Source organism: Streptomyces sp. NPDC021225 (genome assembly GCF_044332865.1).
Classification (GTDB): domain Bacteria; phylum Actinomycetota; class Actinomycetes; order Streptomycetales; family Streptomycetaceae; genus Streptomyces.
In genome coordinates this window covers 607,709-630,459 of the sequence record NZ_JBIRPV010000004.1, presented here as the reverse complement: position 1 = coordinate 630,459, position 22,751 = coordinate 607,709, and the positions used below count along the sequence as shown (strand labels likewise).

20 protein-coding genes and 1 pseudogene are annotated in these 22,751 nt (G+C 72.2%); 19 read left to right on the top strand and 2 right to left on the bottom strand.

The window, feature by feature from the left end; genetic code table 11:
* The first annotated feature begins 108 nt into the window (after positions 1-108).
* Positions 109-780 carry a TetR/AcrR family transcriptional regulator gene (locus ACH4S9_RS21160; protein ID WP_311728982.1) on the top strand — a complete coding sequence of 224 codons (672 nt, stop codon included), beginning with the start codon at positions 109-111 and terminating at the stop codon, positions 778-780.
* Between the two features lie 45 nt (positions 781-825).
* On the top strand, positions 826-2,205 hold the full coding sequence (locus ACH4S9_RS21155) for a rhodanese-like domain-containing protein (protein ID WP_398373536.1): 1,380 nt from the start codon (positions 826-828) through the stop codon (positions 2,203-2,205).
* 1 nt (position 2,206) lies between these two features.
* On the opposite strand, the gene ACH4S9_RS21150 is transcribed toward ACH4S9_RS21155, so the two are convergent.
* Both ACH4S9_RS21150 and ACH4S9_RS21145 read right to left on the bottom strand, forming a co-directional pair.
* The gene (locus ACH4S9_RS21150) at positions 2,207-3,307 is read right to left on the bottom strand and encodes a winged helix DNA-binding domain-containing protein (protein ID WP_398373535.1); all 1,101 of its coding nucleotides are present in this window, start codon (positions 3,305-3,307) and stop codon (positions 2,207-2,209) included.
* Between the two features lie 2 nt (positions 3,308-3,309).
* Positions 3,310-3,888 carry a DinB family protein gene (locus ACH4S9_RS21145; RefSeq protein WP_311728979.1) on the bottom strand — a complete coding sequence of 193 codons (579 nt, stop codon included), beginning with the start codon at positions 3,886-3,888 and terminating at the stop codon, positions 3,310-3,312.
* 99 nt (positions 3,889-3,987) lie between these two features.
* Between ACH4S9_RS21145 and ACH4S9_RS21140 the strand changes: the two genes are divergently transcribed.
* The 17 genes and pseudogenes from ACH4S9_RS21140 to ACH4S9_RS21060 all read left to right on the top strand — a co-directional run bounded on the left by ACH4S9_RS21140 (position 3,988) and on the right by ACH4S9_RS21060 (position 22,742).
* Positions 3,988-5,097 (top strand): helix-turn-helix transcriptional regulator, encoded by a 1,110-nt coding sequence (locus tag ACH4S9_RS21140; protein ID WP_398373534.1) that lies wholly within the window; start codon positions 3,988-3,990, stop codon positions 5,095-5,097.
* A gap of 144 nt (positions 5,098-5,241) precedes the next feature.
* Positions 5,242-6,196 (top strand): annotated as a pseudogene (locus ACH4S9_RS21135) (cupin domain-containing protein); the annotation flags it as partial.
* Positions 6,193-7,029, top strand: a complete 837-nt coding sequence (locus ACH4S9_RS21130) for a fumarylacetoacetate hydrolase family protein (RefSeq protein WP_398373533.1) — start codon at positions 6,193-6,195, stop codon at positions 7,027-7,029. The pseudogene ACH4S9_RS21135 and the gene ACH4S9_RS21130, both read left to right, overlap by 4 nt.
* A complete protein-coding gene (locus tag ACH4S9_RS21125) occupies positions 7,026-7,745 on the top strand; it encodes a maleylpyruvate isomerase family mycothiol-dependent enzyme (RefSeq protein ID WP_398373532.1) in 720 nt (239 codons plus the stop codon). The genes ACH4S9_RS21130 and ACH4S9_RS21125 overlap by 4 nt, the downstream gene beginning before the upstream one ends.
* Before the next feature lie 141 nt (positions 7,746-7,886).
* The gene (locus ACH4S9_RS21120; protein WP_398373531.1) at positions 7,887-9,926 is read left to right on the top strand and encodes a glycoside hydrolase family 127 protein; all 2,040 of its coding nucleotides are present in this window, start codon (positions 7,887-7,889) and stop codon (positions 9,924-9,926) included.
* 159 nt (positions 9,927-10,085) lie between these two features.
* Positions 10,086-11,783 (top strand): ABC transporter substrate-binding protein, encoded by a 1,698-nt coding sequence (locus ACH4S9_RS21115; protein WP_014175754.1) that lies wholly within the window; start codon positions 10,086-10,088, stop codon positions 11,781-11,783.
* A gap of 5 nt (positions 11,784-11,788) precedes the next feature.
* A complete protein-coding gene (locus ACH4S9_RS21110) occupies positions 11,789-12,748 on the top strand; it encodes an ABC transporter permease (RefSeq protein ID WP_398373530.1) in 960 nt (319 codons plus the stop codon).
* Entirely contained in the window at positions 12,748-13,743 is a 996-nt protein-coding gene (locus tag ACH4S9_RS21105; protein ID WP_398373529.1) for an ABC transporter permease, read from the top strand. The genes ACH4S9_RS21110 and ACH4S9_RS21105 overlap by 1 nt, the downstream gene beginning before the upstream one ends.
* Positions 13,740-14,651: an ABC transporter ATP-binding protein gene (locus ACH4S9_RS21100; protein WP_014175751.1), complete on the top strand. Its 912-nt coding sequence runs from the start codon at positions 13,740-13,742 to the stop codon at positions 14,649-14,651. The genes ACH4S9_RS21105 and ACH4S9_RS21100 overlap by 4 nt, the downstream gene beginning before the upstream one ends.
* Positions 14,648-15,544, top strand: a complete 897-nt coding sequence (locus ACH4S9_RS21095; RefSeq protein WP_398373528.1) for an ATP-binding cassette domain-containing protein — start codon at positions 14,648-14,650, stop codon at positions 15,542-15,544. The genes ACH4S9_RS21100 and ACH4S9_RS21095 overlap by 4 nt, the downstream gene beginning before the upstream one ends.
* Positions 15,541-17,064: an aminopeptidase P family protein gene (locus ACH4S9_RS21090; RefSeq protein ID WP_398373527.1), complete on the top strand. Its 1,524-nt coding sequence runs from the start codon at positions 15,541-15,543 to the stop codon at positions 17,062-17,064. The genes ACH4S9_RS21095 and ACH4S9_RS21090 overlap by 4 nt, the downstream gene beginning before the upstream one ends.
* A gap of 124 nt (positions 17,065-17,188) precedes the next feature.
* On the top strand, positions 17,189-18,097 hold the full coding sequence (locus ACH4S9_RS21085) for a dihydrodipicolinate synthase family protein (protein WP_398373526.1): 909 nt from the start codon (positions 17,189-17,191) through the stop codon (positions 18,095-18,097).
* Complete coding sequence (locus ACH4S9_RS21080) at positions 18,094-19,095, top strand: proline racemase family protein (protein WP_358842544.1); 1,002 nt, start codon at positions 18,094-18,096, stop codon at positions 19,093-19,095. The genes ACH4S9_RS21085 and ACH4S9_RS21080 overlap by 4 nt, the downstream gene beginning before the upstream one ends.
* Positions 19,096-19,108: 13 nt before the next feature.
* Positions 19,109-19,798: a GntR family transcriptional regulator gene (locus ACH4S9_RS21075; RefSeq protein ID WP_311728965.1), complete on the top strand. Its 690-nt coding sequence runs from the start codon at positions 19,109-19,111 to the stop codon at positions 19,796-19,798.
* Positions 19,795-21,000: an NAD(P)/FAD-dependent oxidoreductase gene (locus ACH4S9_RS21070; protein ID WP_398373525.1), complete on the top strand. Its 1,206-nt coding sequence runs from the start codon at positions 19,795-19,797 to the stop codon at positions 20,998-21,000. The genes ACH4S9_RS21075 and ACH4S9_RS21070 overlap by 4 nt, the downstream gene beginning before the upstream one ends.
* Positions 20,990-21,304 (top strand): (2Fe-2S)-binding protein, encoded by a 315-nt coding sequence (locus ACH4S9_RS21065; RefSeq protein ID WP_311728963.1) that lies wholly within the window; start codon positions 20,990-20,992, stop codon positions 21,302-21,304. Before ACH4S9_RS21070 ends, ACH4S9_RS21065 begins: the two co-directional genes overlap by 11 nt.
* Positions 21,288-22,742, top strand: a complete 1,455-nt coding sequence (locus ACH4S9_RS21060; RefSeq protein ID WP_398373524.1) for an FAD-dependent oxidoreductase — start codon at positions 21,288-21,290, stop codon at positions 22,740-22,742. The genes ACH4S9_RS21065 and ACH4S9_RS21060 overlap by 17 nt, the downstream gene beginning before the upstream one ends.
* Positions 22,743-22,751: the final 9 nt, after the last annotated feature.

Below are 22,751 nucleotides of genomic sequence, written 5' to 3'. Positions count from 1 at the left end.
CGATTCCTCCGTACGGGCCTGACGCACGCGATGCGCGGACACATGAACTGTACGGTTCAGTTCAACTGAACTCAACCGTACAGTTCAGATGCCGGGTAGACTCATGCCATGAGCCCCGAGACGGTCAGGACACCCGCGAAGCAGCCGCCCGCCGGGCCACGCGCCGAAGCCAAGCGGCGGGCCATCGTGACGGCCGCCCGCGCACTGTTTCTGCGCGAGGGCTTCGAGGTGAGCGTCGATCTGATCGCCGCGCGCGCGGGCGTGTCCAAGGTGACCGTCTACAACCACTTCGGCAGCAAGGAAGCCCTGTTCATCGGGGTCGTCAAGGACTCGCTGGACGCGCCGCTCAGCGGCGACCTGGTCGCGGCGATCGACGGACTCGCCGACTCGGACGACCTGCGGGCGGCACTCGTCACCGTGGCCCGGGCCTGGGTGGACGGCATCCACGCCGACCCGGACATCCTCGCCCTGCGGAACGTGGTCGCCCGGGAGCTGCACCGCTTCCCCGAACTCGGCGCCGTGTGGCACCAGTCCGGCCCCGAGCACCACCACCCCGCCGTGGCGGGAGCGCTCCGGAGACTGGACGAGGACGGCCGGCTCGCCATCCCCGATATCGAGGTGGCCCTCCTCCAGCTGTACTCGCTCCTGGTCTTCCCGCACCTCGTCTTCAGCGCCTACGGCGCCGACGTCGACGACGGCCTCACCGACCGCCTGATCGCCGGCGGCGTCGACATGTTCCTCGGCCACTACGCACCGCGATCCGCCCGGCCATCGATTTGACGCCCGAAGTGTCGAGCGTTGTGCTGGGTACGGAAGGGAACGGACGTGGCCAGGAGCCCGGCGGCCGAGGCGGGCGTCATCCAGCTCGCCACGCCCAGCCTGGGAAATCGCAGCTACTTGATCACGGATGGCGCGGTCGCGGTCGCCGTGGACCCGCAGCGTGACATCGAGCGGATCACGGCCGCGCTCGACGCGGGGGCGCTTCGGCTCGGGGCGGTGGTGGAGACCCATCTGCACAACGACTACGTCACGGGCGGTCTGGAACTGGCCCGACGCCGCGGTGCCGACTATGTGGTGCCGACGGGTCCGAAGCTGGGCTTCGACGCCGTAAGGGCGGGCGACGGGGACGAGTTCCGGGCCGGGGAGCTGCGGATCCAGGTGATCGCCACCCCCGGCCACACCGACCATCACCTCGCGTACGCGTTCGCGCCCTGCGACGGGGCGCCACGGCTCGTCTGCACCGGCGGCTCGGTGCTGTACGGGACGACCGGGCGCACGGACCTGATGGGGGCGGAGCTCGCCGAGCCGCTGGCCCGCCGCCAGTACCGGTCGGCCCGCCACCTGGCCGAGGTGCTGCCCGATGAGACCGTGATCCTGCCGACCCACGGCTTCGGGAGCTTCTGTGCCGCGGCGACGGCCGGTGCGGTCGAGCGTTCGACGATCGGCTCGGAGCGCGCCGCCAATCCCGTGTTCAACCTGGACGAGGAGGCCTTCGTCTCCGGCGCGCTGGCCGGTCTCGAGCCCTTCCCCGCGTACTACCGCCGGATGGCCGCGATCAATGCCGCCGGGCCGGCCCCCGTGGCCGGCCTCGGCGCTCCCCGCCCCGCGGACCTGACCGAGGTGGCCACCCGCATCGCGGCCGGGGAGTGGGTGGTGGACGTACGGCCGCGGGCGGACTTCGCGCACACCCATCTGCGGGGCGCCGTGAACATCGACGCCCGCGGCGCCTTCGCCACCTATCTGGGCTGGCTGGTGCCGTTCGACGGACCGCTCACCCTGCTGGCCACCGACGCCGAACAGCTCGAAGCCGCCCGGAGGGAGCTCCTCAGGATCGGCTTCGACCATCCCGCGGCCGTCGCCACCGGTAACCCGCTGGAATGGGCAGGCCCCCGGTGGCTGGCCTCCTACCCGCGCACGGACTTCGCCACCCTGGCCACCGCCCTGGCCGGGCGGCCGGTGGAGGTGCTGGACGTCAGGAGCGGCGGCGAGTGGCGGCGCGGACATCTGCCCGGCGCCCGCCACATACCGCTGCCCGAGCTGCCCCGCGCCCTTCCCGCCCTGCCGGACGCCGAGATCTGGGTGCACTGTCACAGCGGCTTCAGGGCCGCGATCGCGGCCTCCCTGCTGGCCGCCGCGGGACATCAGGTCGTACTCGTCGACGACACCTTCGAACACGCGCAGCCCGAACGGGCGGGATCACACTGAATCAGCCCGGGGACGAGGCGACTTGCACGCGGTGGCTTTCGTCGTCCGAGAGGAACGCCGCCAGTTCCCGCCCCTCCTCGGCGACCGCGGCGTGTTCTGCCGGGGAGAAACCGCGCAGCGGGGCGACGACCACGGTGTCGGCCTTGACGCTCCACGTCGCGGCGACGCGCCCGTCGACCAGCACGACACGCTCGCCGGCGACCGAGAGGCCGCGGTGGGCGTCGTCGATGATCCGGCCGCGGTCGTGGTAGCCGAGGATCGCGTTGTCGAAGGCGGGCAGAAACCGCACCGGAGCGGGGGTGTCGGGGTCGGGGCGAGGCGCGCCGGGGAGGTCGAGCAGCTCGCGGCCCCGCTCGTCGCGAAAGGTGACCAGCTCCTCGCGGATCGCGGCCACCGCGGCGGGGAGTCCGGCCAGGCCGCACCAGGCGCGCAGATCCGCCGAGGCCGCGGGGCCGTACGCGGCCAGATAGCGCCGTACCAGCGCCTGGCCGACCGGGTCGGAGCCATCCGGGGCGAGCGGGTCGGGCTTTCGCCCCAGCCAGGAGGAGAGCAGGACGTTGCGCACCCCCGCCTTGGTGCGCCACAGCCCGCGAGGCGGTGTCTGCACCACCGGGACGAGTGCCGCGACCAGCATTTCGCCCAGCGCCCGCGGTTGCGGCGCCGGCCGGTGCGGGGCGACCACCCGCACCAGCTCGGCCATCGTGCGGGGCTCGCCGTCGGCCATCACCGCCCGGCCCGCCTCGCCGAGTTCGTCGAGGTCGATCCCCTCGAACTCACGGCGGTAGGTCCCGAGCACCCGTTGGCGCAGCATGGCGTCATGGCGGGATCGCCAGGCCAGGACGTCGTCGGCGGTGAGGAGATGGACGGTGCGGCGCATGAGATGGGTCCGCACCACGCTCCGCCCCGTCAGCAGCTCCGAGAGGACCGCCGGGCCGAAGGCGCGCAGCCGCGACCAGAGCCCGACGAACGGCTCCTGCGGCTCCTGTGCCTGCATGCCGCACAGGTGGGCGACGGCGTCCAGGGCCGGTAGGTCGGCGCGATCGAGCAGCAACTGCCGGGCGAGCGTCGCGCGGCCCAGGGCCCGGTTGTCCAGAACGGTCACCGTCAGCTCGACTTCCGCCCGTCGAGGGCCTCGCGCAGGATGTCCGCGTGCCCGGCGTGCTGGGCGGTCTCGGCGATGACGTGCATCAGCACCCGGCGCACGCTCCGCACCGCTCCCGGCTCGTTCCAGGGCGCCTCCGGCAGTGGGTGCGTCGCCGACAGGTCGGGCACGGTGGCGATGATCTCCTCGCTCCGGGCGGCGACCCGCTCGTAGCCCTCGAGGATCCCGGCCAGTGTCTCGCCGGGGAGCATCTGGAAGTTGTTCCGGTGGTCGATCGCCCACTGCGGGATCTCGCGTGCGGTACCACCCGCGAGATCCGCCCAGGTGACGCCGTCGGGCAGGTCGTAACGCAGCGCCGACGGGCCATCGGCCACAAAGCGCAGCCATCCCTCCTCGATGGATGCGACGTGTTTGATCAGCCCGCCCAGGCTCAGCTCGCTGACCGTCGGGCGCTTGGCGGCCTGCTCGTCGCCGAGCTCGCGCACCGTGTTGGTCAGAGCGGATCGCGCGGCGGCCAGCTCGGCGAGCAGGTCGGCCCGCTCGCCGTCGAGGGCTGCGGGGGGCGTGGTGGTGGCAGTCACGGTGTTCGGGTTCCTTCTGGTCGTTCTCGTTCCGGCAGGGACAACCGTGGCAGGGGAAGAGGTCAGGGTGTGGCCGCTTCTCCGGGCACCATGGGCCTCATGCCGAAAACCTCAGCGCGACTGCTGTCCCTGCTCTCCCTGCTCCAGGCGCGCCGGGACTGGCCGGGCCGGTTGCTGGCGGAGCGGCTGGAGGTCAGTCCGCGCACCGTGCGCCGCGACATCGACCGCCTGCGCGAGCTCGGCTACCCGATTTTCACCACCAAGGGCCCGGACGGGGGCTACCGGCTGGAGGCGGGCACGGAACTGCCGCCGCTGCTGTTCGACGACGACCAGGCCGTGGCCCTCGCCGTGGCGCTCCGGACCGCCGCCGCCACCGCCGGTGTCGGCATCGAGGAGGCCGCGGCCCGCGCGCTGAACACCGTCCGGCAGGTGATGCCCGCGCGGCTGCGTCACCGTGTCGACGCCCTGCGGGTCACCGCCGTCGAGAGCCCCGGGGCCCGGCCGAATCCGCAGGTCGACCCCCGGGTGCTCATGACGCTCAGCGCGGCCGTGCGCGCCCGCGAGGTGCTGCGCTTCGACTATGCCCCCGCGTATCCGCCGGGAGCCGCCGACGCCGGACTCGCCGCCGCGGCTCCGCCGCGCCGGGCGCAGCCACACCACCTCGTCACCTGGGGCGGGCGCTGGTATCTCGTCGCCTGGGACCTCGACCGCGACGACTGGCGCACCTTCCGCGTCGACCGGATCGCCCCGCGCACCCCGACGGGGCCCCGCTTCACCCCGCGCGACCTGCCCGGAGGGGACGTGGCCGCCTTCGTCGCCGACCGGTTCCGGGGCTCCGACGGGTCCGGCGGCTGGCCCTGCCGCGGCGAGGTGATCCTCGACCTGCCCGCCCGCGAGGTGTCCGGCCACGCCCACGACGGGGTCGTCGAGGAACTCGGCCCGGACCGCTGCCGGCTCGTGCTGGGCTCGTGGTCATGGCCCGCGCTGGCCGCCGCCATCGGCAGGTTCGACGCCGGTATCGAGGTCATCGGGCCGGCCGAGCTCAAGGACGCCTTCGCGCGCCTGGCCCGCCGCTACGCCGACGCCGCGTCAGCGCACTCCGCGTCAGCGCTCTCCGCGGATCGGCGCCGTGGCCGGGTAGTTGCTGTCTCCCCCGCCGATGGTCAGGAAGAGCGGTGCGATCAGCGGGGCGAGGAACTGGGGCAGTGAGTTGGCGATAGCTGCTGGAGCTGTCCATTCGGCTCGCTACGCTCTTCGCCACCGACCAGTGAGCGGTGCACCCGGCACCGGGCCGGTCAGGCCGCGGAGCGCAGCTCCCCCTCGACGCGGGAGACGGCCCGGTTCAGGTGGCGCTACCGGGAGTTCGAGCAGCAGCTCCTCGTCCCGCTGTGGACCGAGATCGGTGAGCTGATGCCGGCCCACCCCTCCTCCCGGGCCCTGCCGCACCTGTGGCGCTGGAACGACCTGCTTCCCTCGGCCGAGCGCGCGGGGCGGCTGGTCCCGGTCGGCCGGGGCGACGAACGCCGCACCATCGCGCTGGCCAACCCGGGGCTCGGCGTTCAGCCGTTCGCGACGCCGACGCTGTGAGCGGCGATCCAGTACCTCAACCCCAACGAGGACGCGCCGGTCCACCGCCACACCCAGCACGCCTTCCCCTTCGTGGTCGAGGGCGAGGGGGGGTGGACCGTGGTCGACGGCGACCCGGTGGCCATGCGGCGCGGCGACTTCCTGCCGCAGCCCGGCTGGCACTGGCACGCCCACCTCAACCACAGCGACCGCCCGATGGCCTGGATCGACGGGCTGGACATCCCGTTCCAGCACTACACTGTGGTCCCACCCCGGGCTGCGCCCGCTGACCCATCTGCACCCCACCCCGGCCACACCGCTGCTGGCCTACCGGTGGGAACACACCGACGACGCGCTCCGCGAGCAACTGGCCCTGGAACGCGAGGGCCACGACGTGACCGTCGAGCCCGGCCACGCCGCGGTGCGCTACACCAACCCGACCACGGGCGGCGACGTCATGCCGACGCTGCGCACCGAGTTCCACCGGCTGGCCCCGGACACCGCGACGGCCACCCGGCGCGAGGTCGGCTCCTCGGTGTTCCAGGTGTTCGACGGCACCGGCGAGGTCACGGTCGGCGCGTCCCGCTGGACCGTCGAGCGCGGCGACCTGTTCGTCGTCCCCTCGTGGCAGCCGCTCACCGTGGCGACCGAGCGGGGACTGGACCTGTTCCGGTTCTCCGACGCGCCGATCTTCGAACGACTGCATCTCCACCGCTCCCACCAGGGAGGCGACCGAGCATGAAGCTGGCGACCGTACGCGCCGAGGGCGGGTTCCGCACGGTGCGTGTCGAGCCCGACGGCCATGTCGACATCGGCCCCGGCGACGTGGGCGAGTTGCTCACCCGGGCGGACTGGCGGACGGTCGCGGCAGCCGCCACCGGCGACCTCCTGCCGATCGAGCCCGCCCGGCTCGCCCCGGTCGTCCCCCGCCCCGGCAAGATCGTCTGTGTGGGGCTCAACTACCGTACGCACATCACGGAGATGGGCCGCGATCTGCCCGAGTTCCCCACGCTCTTCGCCAAGTTCCCCGAGGCGCTGATCGGCCCGAACGACCCGCTGCCCCTGCCGCCCGAGTCCGACGCGGTGGACTGGGAGGCCGAGCTCGTCGTGGTCGTCGGCCGGCGCGTCCGGCGCGCCGACCGCGCCACCGCGGCGGCCGCCATCGCCGGATACACCATCCTCAACGATGTGACCTTGCGCGACTGGCAGTTCCGCACCCGCGAGTGGCTCCAGGGCAAGACCTGGGAGGACACCACTCCGCTCGGCCCCTGCCTGGTCACCCCGGACGAGCTGGCCCCCGACGCCGAGATCAGCTGCACCCTCGACGACGAGGTCGTCCAGAAGTCCACCATCGGTGATCTGCTCTTCGACCCGGCCGACCTGATCGCCTATGTGTCGACCATCGTCACCCTCGACCCGGGCGACCTGATCGCCACCGGCACCACCGGAGGGGTGGGTCACGCGCGCGAACCACCGCGCTGTCTGCGGGACGGCCAGCGCCTGGTCACCCGCATCGAGGGCATCGGCGAGCCGGTCACCCCGGTGCGGCGCGCGGAACCGGACACCGCGTCATGAGCGCCACCGCACCGGTGACGTATCTGCGCTGGATGGCGCAGGGGCACGAGTACTTCACCGCCCGCCTCGAAGCCATCGGCGATGAGCGGCTGGACGGGCCGAGCGCCCTGCCCGGCTGGTCCGGCGGACACCTGCTGTCCCACGTCGGCCACAACGCGACGGCGCTGGCCCGGCTGGCGCACTGGGCGGCCACCGGGGAGCCGACGCCGATGTACCCGAGCCCGTCCGCCCGCGCCGAGGAGATCGAGTCCGGCGCGCGATGGCCGGCGAGCCGGCTGCGCGACTTCGTCGAGGAGGAACAGGAACACCTGGACACCGCGCTCGACAAGATCACCGACGAGGGGTGGCGGGCCGAGGTGGTCACGGCCCAGGGCCGGACCGTGCCCGCGGCCACGATCCCCTGGCTGCGCTGTCGCGAGGTGTGGATCCACGCGTGCGATCTGCCGGACGGCGGCGACTTCACGGCCCTCCCCGACGCTCTGCTCGACGCGCTGATCGGCGACGCCCTGACTCGCCGGCGCGGCACGCAGGGGGTCGAGTCGGACGTGCGGGCCACCGACCGCGAAACCGGCGGCGCCCACGAGGCCGGTGGCGCGGCGGTCCGCGTCGAGGGACGCGCCGCCGATCTCGCGCGGTGGCTCACCGGCCGCGGGCGGGCCCAGGGCCTGCACACCACCACGGGGGCGCCGCTGCCGCAACTGCCGCCCTGGCTGTGACCCGAGGCGTGCCCGGCCGCTGGGCGACCCGGTCGGGCTGCCTCCGGATTTCGCGGAAGTTTCTCTTCCGTCCAAGACCTTGGCATGTCCCGCATCACTGTTTATGGTTCAGTGCAATGCTACACAGCACTGGAGATGCGAATGGATGATCGGGATTCCCTGGACCGATCCCCGCGTGACGCCGTCGGCCGGACCGGCGCGGTGGCTCCGCTGGCCCCCGGAGAGGTGACACCCCTGGGCGGCTCACGGGTGCGGATCACCGGGGGGCTGCTGGCCGACTGGCAGCGGCGCAACCGCGAGGCCACCGTGCCGCACACGCTCGAACAGCTCGAGAAGGCGGGCAACCTGGAGAACCTCCGTCGTCTGCTGCCCACGAAGCTCGCGGAGAATGAGCAGGTCAGGCCCTATCAAGGCCGGTATCCGTTTCTGGACACCGACCTCTACAAGACCCTGGAGGGGCTGGCCTACGAACTGGCGCGGCCGGACGAGGGCGGCGACCTGGAGCGGCAGGTGATGCGGGACTTCTACGAGGAGACCGTGGGGCTGCTGGAGCGTGTCCAGGCCCCGGACGGCTACCTCAACTCCTTCTTCCAGGACCCCGACTGTGCCAAGGCCCCCTGGGAAGATCTTGCATGGGGCCATGAAATGTACAACCTCGGTCACCTCGCACAGGCCGCGGTCGCCGCCCACCGGCAGCTCGGCGACCGACGCCTGCTGGATGTGGCCATCCGCTTCGCGGACCTGGTGGTGGAGCGCTACGGGCCGACGGGCGAGGAGGCGGTCTGCGGCCACCCCGAAGTCGAGATGGCTCTGGTGGAGCTCTACCGGGAGACCGGCGACGAGAGATATCTGACCCAGGCCCGGCTGTTCGTGGACCGCCGCGGCCGCGGCACCGTGGTGTCACGGGTCTTCGGCTCCCAGTACTTCCAGGACCATGTGCCGCTGCGCGAACTCCCGTCGGTCACCGGACACGCGGTGCGGATGACCTACCTGGCCGCGGGCGCCGCCGATGTGTACCGGGAGACCGGCGACCGGGAACTGCTCGACGCGCTGCGGCGGCTGTGGGACGACATGGTGGCCACCAAGCTGTATGTGACGGGCGGGCTGGGCAGCCGCCACTCCGACGAAGCCGTGGGCGACCGCTACGAACTCCCCTCCGAGCGCTCCTACAGCGAGACCTGTGCCGCCATCGGCACCATGCAGTGGGCCTGGCGGATGTTCCTGGCCACCGGTGACGCCCACTACCCCGACGTCCTGGAACGCGTCCTGTACAACGCGTTCGCGGTGGGCCCCGCGGCGGACGGGCGCGCCTTCTTCTACGACAACCCGTTGCAGCGGCGCGCCGACCACGACCAGCGCAGCGGCGCCGAGGAGGGCGGTGAGGCACTGCGCCGGGCCTGGTTCGGCTGTCCCTGCTGCCCTCCCAATGTGGTGCGCTGGATGGCCCAGCTCGCCGACTTCCTGGTCGCCGAGCGCGCCGGAGAACTGCTGGTCGCAGGGTATGCGCAGGCTCATGTGGACGGGACGGAGGTCGCGCTGGACATGGCGACCGGCTATCCCTGGGACGGCGAGGTACGGCTCACCGTGCGCCGGGCGCCCGACCGGCCGTACCGGATCTCGCTCCGGGTGCCCGGCTGGGCGGACGCCGGGCGGATCCGGCTCACGGTGGGCGACGAGGCCGTGGCCGGGGAGGTGCCGGCCGGGACCGCGGTGGACGGCTGGCTCACCGTCGAACGGCTCTGGCGCCCGGGTGACGAGCTGCGGCTGAGCCTGCCCATGCCGGTCCGCGGCCATGTCTCCCATCCCCACCTGGACGCGACGCGTGGCGCGGTCGCGGTGGCCCGCGGCCCGCTGGTCTACTGCGTGGAGCAGCAGGACTGCCCGGCCGGCGTCGACGACGTGGTGATCGGCGCGGAACACCTCGCGGCCGCCGGGACCGTCGTCGCCCCGGAGGCCGACGGCGGCGGTCCGGCGGGGACGGTGCTGATCCGGGTGGCGGCGGATGTCGCGCCGCCGCGGTCCCCGGAGTTGTATCCCGTGCTCACGGCCGGACCGCGAGCAGCCTCCCCCGACACCGACACCGACACCGACACCAGCACCGCTGACATGCTGCTCGTTCCGTACTTCGCGTGGGGCAACCGAGAGCCCGGCCCCATGCGCGTGTGGATCAGAAACGTCTGACCAGCCTCCCCCTGGTTCCTCTGATCCCCTGATCCCCTGGTCCTCCTGGACCCCGGCCCCCAGGCCGCAGGTACGTCACCCGTACCCCCCCCTTTACTCGCACCTCCCCCACGTGTGCGTCCCCTTGTCCGTGCGTCACTCACTTCCGGAGAAGGCCCCATGAGAAGAGCCGTCCTGTCCTGTGCCGCCCTGTGCACCGCCATTCCCCTGACCCTCACCGCTTGCAGCGGAGGCGGGCCCGCCGCCTCCGGCCAGGCCAAGCCCACCGCGGACCCCGCCACCGGCGGCACCGTGCACTTCCTGGAGAAGCCCGACTTCTCGCACCTCGATCCGGCGCGCGGCTTCGACGGCGGGGTCAACAACTTCTACCGCCTGATCTACCGCACCCTCACCACCCGGGAGGCAGCCGGTCCGCACAGCGACGGGACGAAGATCGTCGGTGATCTGGCCACCGACACCGGCCGGGCCTCCGAGAACAACAAGACCTGGACCTTCACCCTCAAGAAGGGGCTGTTCTTCCAGAATGGCGCCCCGATCACCAGCCAGGACGTCAAGTTCGGCGTGGAGCGGGCCTGGGATCCCGACGCGGGCATCGGCTCGCCGTACGCCAAGCAGGTCATCGCCGCACCCGCCGACTACAAGGGCCCGTACCAGTCGGGCGACCTGGACACCATCGAGACCCCTGACGAGCGCACCATCGTCTTCCATCTCAAGAAGTCCTATCCGCAGTTCTCCAGCGTCGTCGCACAGCCGAACTTCACCCCCTTCCCCAAGGGCACCGGCGCCAAGGCCGCCTTCGACACCAAGCCGATCGCGTCCGGCCCGTACGAGGTGGCGAACTACCGGCGGGGCTCGTCGCTCGAGCTGGTCCGCAACAAGCACTGGAAGCGCTCCACCGACACGGTGCGCGCCGCCCGCCCGGACAGTTTCGTATGGACCTTCGGCCTGGACGCGGCGACCATCGACGAGCGTCTGATAGCGGGGCAGGGCAAGGACATCAACGCCGTCGGCCCCAAGGTGCAGCCCGCGACCATCGCCCGGCTCCAGACACCGCAGCTCAAGCAGCGCACGCTCGCCGGCGTGACCGGCTGCACCACGTATATGAGCCTGAACACCACCAAGGGGCCGCTCCGGGACGTCCGGGTGCGCCAGGCGATCGAGTACGCCGTCAACAAGCAGACCACGGTGGACGCCCTCGGCGGCTCCGCCCTGGCCACCGCGGCCACCTCCATCGAGCCCCCGTCGATCCCCGGGCGGGACGCCACGGATGTGTATCCCTCCAAGGACGGCACCGGCGATCCGGAAGCCGCCCGCAAACTGCTGGCCGAGGCCGGCCAGTCCAAGGGCTTCACCCTCACCGTGGACGCCCGCGCCAACGCGACCGAGCAGGCGGTGGCGGTGGCCGTCCAGCAGGGGCTGAAGCGGGTGGGCATCAAGGTGAAGATCAACACCATTGACACCTCGACCTTCTACGAGGTCATCGGCACGCCCTCACAGCAGCACGACGCGGCGCTCACCGGCTGGTGCCCGGACTGGCCGGGCGGCACCACCTTCCTGCCGCCGCTGTTCGACGGACGCCTCATCTCCGACAAGGGCAACTCGGTGCTCTCCATGCTCGACGACAAGAAGATCCAGAAGCGCATCGACGAGATCGCGGCGATGGAGGACGAGACGGCGCAGAACGAGGCCTACGGCAAGCTCGACGCCGAGATCATGAAGCGCGCCCCGATCGTGCCGCTCAACTACTCCAAGACCGTGCTGGTGGTCGGCACCAATATCGCGGGCGCCCACACCTCGATCTCGTACAGCGGCGGAATCGACCTGGTCGGCATCGGCCTCGCGGACCCGAAGAAGTAACCGGCATGGCGACCACCACCCTCCACGAGGCGCAGCCGTCACTGCCCTCGCCACCGACCGGCGCCGCGCCGCCCGGCGGCACCGCGCGACGTGTCCTGCGCGAGCTGCGGCGCGACATCGGGGCCGTGCTCAGCACCGCGTTTCTCGTCCTGATCGTGCTGATGGCCCTCTTCGCGCCGCTGATCGGCACGCTGGCCGGGCACGGCCCGGACACCTTCGACAGCGCGGCCGTCGACAAGGACCTGGGCGGGCTGCCCAAGGGGTCGCTCGGTGGCATCAGCGGCGACCACTGGCTGGGCGTGGAACCGCAGAACGGCCGCGACATCCTGGTCCGGATCGCCTACGGGGCGCGGATCTCGATGCTGATCGCCGTCTCCGCGACCCTTCTGACCACCGTCATCGGCGTGGTGCTCGGCCTGCTGGCCGGGTTCTACGGCCGCTGGGTGGACCAGGTCATCTCCCGGCTGATGGACTTCCTGATGGCGTTTCCCGCCCTGATCTTCATGATCGCGGTGCTGTCCGCGCTGCCGGCCGGCAACCGCCCAGTGCTGCTGGTGATCGTGTTGAGTGTCTTCGGCTGGCCGTATCTGGCGCGTGTAGTGCGCGGTCAGACGCTGACCCTGACGGGCCGGGAGTTCGTCGAGGCGGCGCGGTCCTCCGGGGCCGGCAGCCGGGCGCTGATCTTCGCGGAGATCCTGCCCAATCTGCGCAGCACCATCATCGTGATGACCACGCTCGCCGTGCCCGGATACATCGGCACCGAGGCCGGACTCTCCTTCCTCGGCGTCGGGGTCACCCCGCCGACCGCCTCCTGGGGGCAGATGATCGCCAACTCGGTCAGCTGGTACCAGGTGGACCCGATGTACTTCGTGATCCCCGGCGCCTTCCTCTTCGGCACCGTGCTCGCCCTGACCGTGGTGGGCGACCGGCTGCGGCACGCCCTGGACGCGGGGGAGGCCTCCTGATGCTCCGCTACGTCGTCGGCCGGCTCTCCTGGGTGCTGGTCATCCTGCTGGCCGTCTGTGTGTTCACCTATGTCATCTTCTTCCAGCTCTCACCCGACCCCGCGGTGATGATCTGCGGCAAGACCTGCACACCGGAGCGCATCGACACGATCCGGACCTCCCTCGGCCTCGACCGCCCCTTCCTTCAGCAGCTGGGGGACTTCCTGCGCGGCATCGTGGCCGGCCGGGACTACGGCTCGGGCGCCAATCTGGTCCACTGCCCCGCCCCCTGCCTCGGCTACAGCTTCCAGAGCGGCCAGTCGGTGTGGGAGATGGTCCTCGAGCGGCTCCCGGTGAGTGTCACCGTCGCCGTCGGCGCGGCCGTGCTCTGGCTGCTCGGCGGGGTCACCATCGGGCTGCTGAGCGGGGTCAAGGAGGGTACGTGGTGGGACCGCTCCACCATGGCGCTGGCGCTCGGCGGCTCCAGCATCCCCCCGTACGTACTCGCCCTGGCGCTCCAGTACCTGCTCGTGGTCAAGTGGCAAGTGCTGCCGTTTCCTGCGGCGATCCCGTTCGGCGACGATCCGGTGGCCTGGTTCCAGTCGTATCTGATGCCGTGGATCGTGCTCGCCATCGGATACGCCTGTCTCTACGCCCGCATGACCCGGGCCAACGTCATCGACACGCTCGCCGAGAACTTCATGCGCACGGCCCGCGCCAAGGGGCTCGGGCCGGTCCTGATACTCCGCCGGCACGCGCTGCGGCCGGCGCTCACCCCGATCGTCACCATCTTCGGGATGGACTTCGCCGGTCTGCTCGGCGGCGCCCTCATCACCGAAACCGTCTTCGGCCTCAACGGCGTGGGCAAGATGGCCTCGGATGCGATCGCGAAGAACGACCAGCCGGTGATCATGGCGGTCACGCTGCTGGCGGCGTTCTTCGTGGTGATCGGCAACGTCGTGGTCGACCTGCTCTACACGGCGCTGGACCCGCGCGTAAGGACCACCGCGTCATGACCGAATCCCCAGCCCACCGGGCCGGACCGGACGAGTCCGCGGACCTGCTGGAGGTCGAGGGCCTGACCGTGACCTTCCCGACCACCCGCGGACCGGTGGACGTCGTCCGCGACAACACCTTCACTCTGCGGAACAACGAAACCCTGGGCATCGTCGGCGAGTCCGGCTCGGGCAAGTCCATGACGGCTCTCGCCGTCATGGGGCTGCTCCCACGGGGCGCGCGCACCAGCGGCAGCATCCGGTTCCGGGGCACCGAACTGCTCGGCCGCCCGGACGCCGAGCTGCGCCGGCTGCGCGGAAACGCGATGTCCATGGTCTTCCAGGACCCGCTGTCCTCGCTCAACCCGTACTACACGGTGGGCCTCCAGATCGCCGAGGTCTACCGCTGCCACCGCGGCGGTTCGCGCCGCGCGGCCCGCCGGATGGCCATCGACGCACTCGGCCGGGTCGGCATCCCGGACCCGGCCGAGCGGGTCGACCGCTATCCGCACCAGTTCTCCGGTGGACAGCGTCAGCGCATCATGATCGCGATGGCACTGATCTGCGAACCCGCCCTGCTCATCGCGGACGAGCCCACCACCGCGCTGGACGTCACGGTGCAGTCCCAGATCCTCGAGCTGCTGGCCGAGCTGAAGCGGCAGACCGGCACCGGCATGCTCTTCATCACCCACGACCTGGCGGTGATCGCCACGATCGCCCAGCGGGTGCTGGTGATGCGCGACGGGGAACAGCTCGAATACGCCGACACGGAGCGGGTCTTCTCCGCGCCGCGCCACCCCTACACCCGGATGCTGCTGGAGAGCATCCCGCGTATCGACGACGAGCTGGCCGCACCGGGCGTCGTATCGCCGACGGCCCGACCAGCCCGACCGACAGATCCCGCCCCAGCACAGGAGGAAGTCCGGTGACCGGCAGCCGAGGCAGCCAAGCTGATGCACCGCCGCTGCTGCGCGCCCGCGATCTCACCAAGCGCTTCACCACGCGGGGCGGGGGCGGTCCGCTGGGGCGCAAATCGGTGTTCACCGCCGTGGACTCGGTCAGCTTCGAGGTGTTTCCGCACGAGACGCTGGCGCTGGTGGGCGAGTCCGGCAGCGGGAAGTCCACCACCGCGCGGCTGGTGGCGAAGCTGATGGAAGCCACCGACGGCACCATCGAGTTCGCCGGGCGGGACGTCACCCATGCCCGCGGGACCGACCTGGCCCGCTTCCGCAATGACGTCCAGGTCGTCTTCCAGGACCCCTTCTCCTCGCTCAACCCCCGCCACACCGTGGAGCGCATCCTCACCGCACCCCTGGTCTACCAGGGGCTTCCCATCCCCAGGGGGCGGCGGGCCTTCGCCGGGGAGCTGATGGAACGGGTCGGCCTCAACCCCGACCATCTGCACCGCTACCCGGCGCAGTTCTCCGGCGGACAGGCCCAGCGGATCGGCATCGCCCGCGCCCTCGCGGTCGGCCCCAAGCTGGTGATCTGCGACGAGGCGGTCTCCGCGCTCGATGTGTCGGTGCAGGCACAGGTGATGGACCTGCTGCTGCGCCTCCAGCAGGAGAGCGGCTTCTCGTACCTCTTCATCGCCCACGACCTCGCCGTGGTGCGCCGGATTTCGCACCGTATCGCGGTGATGAAGCAGGGTGTCATCGTGGAGTCCGGCCCCTGCGCGGAGGTCTTCGAGCGCCCCCGGGACCCGTACACCCGCACCCTGCTGGCCGCGATACCCCGTATCGACCCGGAATGGGACCGCCGGCGCCGCGAGGGCGCCGCTGAGCACGCGTCCATCACCGCCTCACCCGAGGAACTGCCATGACCGACGACCTGTCAACCCGATCCCGTACCGCCACCGCCACGGAGGCTCCCGCCATCGCCACGGAAACCCCCGCCACGGAAGCCGCCGCCACCGCGCCGCAGTCCTCGCCGCGGTCCACGCGGCTGGACCCCCGTATGCCCCGGCTGGCCGAGCTGCCCTCCTTCGCGGCGTTCATGGCGGAGGGCTGGGACACCCCCGACCGCAGCGCCCGGACCGTGCCGGGAGCCGCGGACGCCGCCGCACACCACCGGGCGCGGCTCAGCGCCGCCCACCCGGGAGCGCCGATCGTGGTGGCCGCCGGGCGCGCTCCGGTGCGTTCCAACGACACCAACTACGACTTCCGCCCGGACAGCGACTTCTACTGGCTGACCGGGTGTGGCGGGGTGGAGCACGGCGTACTGGTGCTGCGCCCCGTACCGGGGGGCCATGACGCGACCCTGCACCTGCCCACCCCGGCCCGCCCCGGGGATCTGGGGTTCTTCGCCGACGCCGCGCACGGCGAGCTGTGGGTCGGTGGCGCACCCGGGCTTGACGAGTGGAGCGAGGCGCTGGGCCTGGACGTCCGCCCGCTCGACGAGCTCGACGCCGCGCTGGCCGGACTGACCAAGCCGCTGCTGACCGGCGCGCTCGACCCCGACACCGCACACCGCCACGGACTCGCCGCGTCCGCCGATCTGGGCCGTACTCTGTCCGAACTGCGCATGGTCAAGGACGCCTGGGAAATCGAGCAGATGCGGCAGGCCGTGGACCGCACCGTCGAGGGATTCGCCGCCGTGGTGCGCGAGTTCCCGGCGGCCATCGCGGGCGGCGGAGAGCGCTGGCTGCAGGGCACCTTCGACCGCTACGCCCGCACCCACGGCAACGGCCCCGGCTACGCGTCCATCGTGGGCAGCGGCGCACACGCGGCCACGCTGCACTGGGTGCGCTGCGACGGCCCGGTGGCGGAGGACAAGGCGGTGCTGCTGGACCTGGGTGTGGAGACGAACAGCTACTACACCGCCGATGTGACGCGCACCTTCCCGGCCTCGGGCCGGTTCAGCCCGGCCCAGCGCGCCGCGCACGACCTGGTGGAGCGGGCGCACCGGGCGGGCCTGGCCGCCGTCGCCCCGGGCCGGGACTTCGCCGACTTCCACACCGCCGCGATGGAGGTGGTGGCGCGGGGCCTCGCCGACTGGGGGCTGTTGCCGGTCTCCGTCGACGAGGCGCTGTCCCCGCAGGGCCAGCACCACCGGCGCTATCTGGTGTGTGGCATCGGCCACCACCTGGGTCTCGATGTGCACGACTGCGCGCGGGCGGACTACGACGCGTACCAAGGGGCGAAGATGACGCCCGGCATGGTGCTCACTGTGGAACCGGGGCTGTACTTCCACGAGCACGACCGCACCCTCCCGCCGGAGCTCCGCGGGATCGGGATGCGCATCGAGGACGATCTGCTGGTCACCGAGGAGGGTGCGGAGGTGCTGTCCTCGGCGCTGCCGCTCGACGCGACGGGTCTGGAGCGCTGGATGACGACCCGCTGACCGTCTGCCGACCCCCGGCCGATGGACCGTCGGCCCGTCGGCCGGGGAACCGTAACAAGCCCAAGCATCGAAGTAGTATCCACTACAGTGGCATGTAACATTGCACTGTCCCGAAGGAGGATCCATGACTGCTGGCCCCGACACCCCCTGGCGCGGTGTTCACGTCGCGACACCGCTGCCGCTGCGCAACGACCTCTCCGTCGACTACGACGCCTACGCGGAGCACGTCCGCTTCCTCACCGAGGGCGGCTGTGACGGCGTCTGCCCGAACGGCTCCCTCGGCGAGTACCAGACGCTGTCCGACGAGGAGCGCGCCCGGATGGTGCGCACCGCCGTCGAGGCATCCCCCGAGGGCCACACCGTGATGCCCGGCGTGTCCGCGTACGGCGCGCTGGAGGCCCGCCGGTGGGCCGAGCAGGCGGCCGAGGCGGGCGCCGACTCGGTGCTGCTGCTGCCGCCCAACACCTACCGCGCCGACCGCGAGGGCGTGCTGGCGCACTACCGCGAGGTCGCCGCGGTCGGCCTTCCGGTGGTCGCCTACAACAACCCCCACGACACCAGGGTCGATCTCACCCCCGACCTGCTGGCCGAACTGCACGGCGAGGGCCTGATCGTCGCCGTCAAGGAGTTCAGCGGAGACGTCCGCCGCGCCTATGAGCTGGCCGAACTCGCCCCCGGCCTCGACCTGATCATCGGCGCCGACGACGTCCTGCTCGAACTGGGCCTGGCCGGGGCGGTCGGCTGGATCGCCGGCTACCCGGGCGTCCTCCCGGAGAGCTGCGTGGAGCTCTACCGGCTCGCCACCTCCGGCGACCCCGCCGACATCGCCAAGGCCCTGCCGCTCTACCGCGATCTGCACCCGCTGCTGCGCTGGGACTCCAAGACCGAGTTCGTCCAGTCCATCAAGCTGTCCATGGACGTCGTCGGGTTGCGCGGCGGCCCCTGCCGCCCGCCGCGCACTCCGCTCCCGCCCGAGATCGCCGAGCGGGTCGTCCGGGACACCGAGGTCGCTGTCGCCAAGGGATACAAGTGAGATCCAGCCGCGTCTTCCACACCGTCGAATCGCACACCGAGGGCATGCCCACCCGGGTCGTGGTCGGCGGAGTGGGCGTCATCCCGGGCGACACCATGGCCGAGCGCCGCACGTGGTTCATGGCGAACCGCGACGATGTGCGCACCCTGCTGATGTACGAGCCGCGCGGCCACGCGGCGATGAGCGGTGCCATCCTCCAGCCGCCGACCACCCCGGAGGCCGACTGGGGCGTGCTGTTCATCGAGGTCTCCGGGCTGCTGCCGATGTGCGGCCACGGCACCATCGGGGTCGCCACGGTGCTGGTGGAAACGGGCATGGTGGAGGTGCGCGAACCGGTCACCGTCATCCGCCTGGACACCCCGGCCGGGCTGGTGACGGCCGAGGTGGCGGTCCAGGACGGCCGCGCGCGTTCGGTGACCCTCCGGAACGTGGACTCCTTCGCCCACGCCCTGGACCGCACGGTCAAGGTGCCCGGCCTCGGCGAGGTCCGTTACGATCTGGCCTTCGGCGGCAACTTCTACGCCATCGTCGATCTGGCCGAGCTGGGCCTGCCGTTCGACCGGGGGGCCGCCGGCGAGCTGCTGGCGGCGGGCAAGGGGATCATGGCCGCGATCAACGAGAGCGATGAGCCGGTCCACCCCGGCCGCCCCGACATCCACGGCTGCCACCACGTCTACCTCAAGGCGCCCGGCTCCACCGCGGCACACTCCCGGCACGCCATGGCCATCCACCCCGGTTGGTTCGACCGCTCGCCGTGCGGCACCGGCACCAGCGCCCGCATGGCCCAGCTCCACGCGCGCGGCGAACTGGCCCTGGGGGCCGAGTTTGTGAACGAGTCCTTCATCGGCACACGCTTCATCGGCCGGCTGATCGAGGAGACCGAGGTGGCCGGGCGACCCGCCGTGGTGCCTACCATCACCGGACGGGCGTGGGTCACCGGCACCTCTCAGTTCACATTGGATCCGGACGACCCGTTTCCGGCCGGATTCCTGTTGTAGAAAGGCGAACCAGTTGAACGGCGAACTGCCGGTCGCGGAGGACTCGACGACGCACCTGCGCACCGTGGGAAAGCGTGAAATCCTCCGCGACCGGGTCAGAAACGCGCTGCGCGCCGCGATCATCTCCGGAGAGCTGACGGCCGGCACGGTGTATTCCGCGCCGACGCTGGCCGCCAAGTTCGGGGTGTCCTCCACCCCGGTGCGCGAGGCGATGATCGACCTGGTCAAGGAGGGGTTGGTGGTGGCGCAGCCCAACAAGGGCTTCCTCATCACCGAGGTCTCCGAGCGGGACCTGGACGAGGTGACCGCGGTGCGGCTGCTGGTGGAACCGCCCTCGGTCCGGGCGGTGGTACCGCTGGTCCCCGCGGAGGGCCTCCCCGCCCTGCGGGAGCTGGCCCAGCGCATCGTGGAGGCCGCGGAGCGGGGTGACCTGATCGGCTACGTCGAGGCCGACCGGGTCTTCCACCTCGCCCTGCTGGCGCACGGCGGCAACCGCCGCCTGCTGGAGGTGGTGTCCAACCTCCGGGCCCAGACCCGCCTGCTGGGGCTGGCGCCGCTGGTGAAGAACGGCACCCTGGTGGAGTCGGCGGCGGAGCACCACCAGCTCCTCGACTTCGTCGAGTCCAGGAACGCCGAGGCGGCCGAGCTCTTCATGCACCGTCACATCGGACATGTACGGGGCATCTGGGCGGGCGGCACATGACCGCCCAAGACCGTCGGGCGGCGCGCGCCGACACCGCCGACCTGGTGGTGATCGGAGCCGGGGTGGTCGGCGCCGCCGCCGCGTACTTCGCGGCCCGCTCCGGCCTCCGGGTCACCGTCGTCGACCGAGGCCCGCTGGCCGGCGGCACCTCCAGCGCCGGCGAGGGCAATCTGCTGGTGTCCGACAAGGAGGCCGGGCCCGAACTCGACCTGGCGCTCTACTCCCAGCGGGTCTGGCGCGAGGAACTGGCCGAACACGCCGGGCTGTGGGAGTTCGAGTCCAAGGGCGGCCTGGTGGTGGCCTCCTCCCCGGACAGCGCGGGCCCGCTCGCCGAACTCGTGCGAGAGCAGCGCGCCCACGGGATCGACGCCGTCGACGTCCCGTGGGACGAGCTGCGGGACTACGAGCCCCACCTCTCCCCCAAGCTGGCCCACGGCGTCTACTACCCGCAGGACGCCCAGGTCCAGCCCATGCTGGTGGTGGCGCATCTGCTGCGCATGGCGCGGCAGGCGGGCGCCGAGGTGCGGACGGACACCGAGGTCACCGGGTTTCTCCGGGCCGGTGAGCGGATCACCGGAGTCCGTACCGCCCGCGGGCCGCTCGCCGCACCCGCCGTGCTCAACGCGGCGGGCACCTGGGCCGGCGCGGTCGCCGAGCTGGCCGGGGTGCGGGTGCCGGTGCTGCCGAGACGGGGATGTGTGCTGGTCACCCAGCCCCTGCCGGTCATGATCCGGCACAAGGTGTACGCGGCGGAGTATGTGGGCGACGTGGCCAGCTCGGACGCGGCGCTCCAGACCTCCCCCGTCGTCGAGGGCACCCGCGCGGGCACCGTCCTGATCGGCTCGTCGCGGGAGCGGGTCGGCTTCGACCGCGACGCCCCGCCCTCCGTCCTCGCGGCGCTGGCCCGCAACGCGATCGCGCTCTTCCCGTTTCTGGCCTCCGTCCAGGCCATCCGCAGCTATCTGGGCTTCCGGCCGTACTGTCCCGACCATCTGCCGGTGATCGGTCCCGATCCACGGGCCCCCGGGCTGTGGCACGCCTGCGGGCACGAAGGCGCCGGGGTGGGCCTGTCGGTGGGGACCGGCAAGCTGCTCGCCCAGGCGCTGACGGACCGCCCGACCGACCTGGACCTGACCCCCTTCTCGCCCGAACGATTCGAGCGAGCCCTGCCCGGCGACGAGGTGACGCGCGATGTCCCCTGAGATGTCCCCTGAGCTGCCCCCCGGCAACCCGCCCTGCCGGCTGTCCTTCGACGGGCGGACCATCCACGCCCGGCCGGGCCAGAGCGTCGGGGCGGCGCTGGTCGCGGCCGGGGTGGTCGCCTGGCGCACCACCCGTGGGGAGGGGCGGCCGCGCGGGCTGTTCTGCGGGATCGGGGTCTGCTACGACTGCCTGATCACCGTCGACGGCCACCCCGACCAGCGGGCCTGCCTGGTGCCCGCGGCCGACGGCATGCGGCTGGAGTCCGGACATGCGGGAGGGGACGCCGATGCGCGGGAACGATGACACAACGGCAGATGTGCCGGTGGCCGATGTGGCGGTGGTCGGCGCCGGACCGGCGGGCCTGGCCGCCGCGGTCGAGGCGGCGGCGGCCGGGCTGACCGTGGTCCTGGTGGACGCCGGTGAGCGGCCCGGCGGCCAGTACTGGCGGCATGGCCCGCACGACGACGGCCCCGGCCCCGGTCAGCACGGTCGTCGTACGTTCGCCGCCCTGCGCGCGGGCCTGGCCCGCACCGGGACCCGTACCCTCTTCGGGCACCAGGTGTGGCTCATCGAGCGCGGCGCCGACCGGTTCACCCTCCATCTGCGGCCGAGCCATGACGCCCGCGAGCCCGAGGCCCGCGCGCTGACCGCGCGTTCGCTGATCCTCTGCCCGGGCGCGTACGACCGCCAGCTCCCGGTGCCCGGCTGGGACCTGCCCGGGGTCATGGCGGCCGGCGGGGTGCAGGCCCTGCTCAAGGGAAGCGGCACGCTCGCCGGGCGGCGGGCCGTGGTGGCGGGGACGGGGCCCTTCCTGCTCCCGGTGGCGACCGGCCTCGCCGCGGCGGGGGCCGAGATCGTCATGGTCTGCGAGGCCAATCCGCTGCGCGGCTGGCTGCACGACCCGGGCGGCGCGCTGCGCGAACCGGCCAAAGCGGTCGAGGGCGCCCAGTACGCCGCGCTCCTGGCCCGGCACCGCATCCCGTACCGGACCAGGACGGCGGTCACCGAGATCCGCGGGGAGGACCGGGTGCGGTCCGTGCGCATCGCGCCGCTGGACCGCCACGGGCGTCCGCGCGACGGCGTGCGGATGGAGGTGGAGGCCGATCTGGTCGCGCTGGGCTGGGGTTTCACCCCGTCGCTCGAGCTGCCGCTGATGGTCGGCGCGGCCACCCGGCTGGACGTGGACGGTTCGCTGGTCGCCGTGGTCGACGCCCGGCAGCGGGCCGACGTCCCCGGCGTCCCCGGCGTCTATCTGGCGGGCGAGGCCACCGGGGTCGGCGGCGCGGCGCTCGCCGTCCGCGAGGGCCGGCTGAGCGGGCTCGCCGCGGCCGCCGATCTGGGCAGGGCGGTCGACGAGGGCCGGCTGCGCCGGCTCCAGCGCGGGGTGCGCCGGGGGCGGCGGTTCGCCGCCGCGCTGCACGCCGCCTGTCCGATTCCGCCGGGCTGGACCGACTGGCTCGACCGGTCCACGGTCATCTGCCGCTGCGAGGAGGTGACCTATCACGACCTGTGCCACGCGGCCCGCGAACTCGGCGCCGAGGACCCCCGGACGCTGAAGCTGCTGGCCCGCCCCGGCATGGGCATGTGCCAGGGCCGGGTGTGCGGGTTCGCCACCGCCCAGGTGGCGGCGGCGCTCACCGGCCGGTCGCCGAAAGCGGACGATCTCCTGCCGCTGGCCCGCCGGCCGCTGGCGGCGCCGGTGCCGCTCGGCGACATCGCGGCCCTGGGCGAGGAGTCCTGACCTGGGGCG

Bases quoted from the DNA above. Each gene is read 5' to 3' on its own strand.
- ACH4S9_RS21100 (WP_014175751.1), top strand. From the start codon at position 13,740: ATGACCGAATCCCCAGCCCACCGGGCCGGACCGGACGAGTCCGCGGAC.
- ACH4S9_RS21060 (WP_398373524.1), top strand. From the start codon at position 21,288: ATGCGCGGGAACGATGACACAACGGCAGATGTGCCGGTGGCCGATGTG.
- ACH4S9_RS21090 (WP_398373527.1), top strand. From the start codon at position 15,541: ATGACCGACGACCTGTCAACCCGATCCCGTACCGCCACCGCCACGGAG.
- ACH4S9_RS21130 (WP_398373533.1), top strand. From the start codon at position 6,193: ATGAAGCTGGCGACCGTACGCGCCGAGGGCGGGTTCCGCACGGTGCGT.
- ACH4S9_RS21070 (WP_398373525.1), top strand. From the start codon at position 19,795: ATGACCGCCCAAGACCGTCGGGCGGCGCGCGCCGACACCGCCGACCTG.
- ACH4S9_RS21115 (WP_014175754.1), top strand. From the start codon at position 10,086: ATGAGAAGAGCCGTCCTGTCCTGTGCCGCCCTGTGCACCGCCATTCCC.
- ACH4S9_RS21085 (WP_398373526.1), top strand. From the start codon at position 17,189: ATGACTGCTGGCCCCGACACCCCCTGGCGCGGTGTTCACGTCGCGACA.
- ACH4S9_RS21065 (WP_311728963.1), top strand. From the start codon at position 20,990: ATGTCCCCTGAGATGTCCCCTGAGCTGCCCCCCGGCAACCCGCCCTGC.
- ACH4S9_RS21140 (WP_398373534.1), top strand. From the start codon at position 3,988: ATGCCGAAAACCTCAGCGCGACTGCTGTCCCTGCTCTCCCTGCTCCAG.
- ACH4S9_RS21125 (WP_398373532.1), top strand. From the start codon at position 7,026: ATGAGCGCCACCGCACCGGTGACGTATCTGCGCTGGATGGCGCAGGGG.
- ACH4S9_RS21110 (WP_398373530.1), top strand. From the start codon at position 11,789: ATGGCGACCACCACCCTCCACGAGGCGCAGCCGTCACTGCCCTCGCCA.
- ACH4S9_RS21105 (WP_398373529.1), top strand. From the start codon at position 12,748: ATGCTCCGCTACGTCGTCGGCCGGCTCTCCTGGGTGCTGGTCATCCTG.
- ACH4S9_RS21160 (WP_311728982.1), top strand. From the start codon at position 109: ATGAGCCCCGAGACGGTCAGGACACCCGCGAAGCAGCCGCCCGCCGGG.
- ACH4S9_RS21120 (WP_398373531.1), top strand. From the start codon at position 7,887: ATGGATGATCGGGATTCCCTGGACCGATCCCCGCGTGACGCCGTCGGC.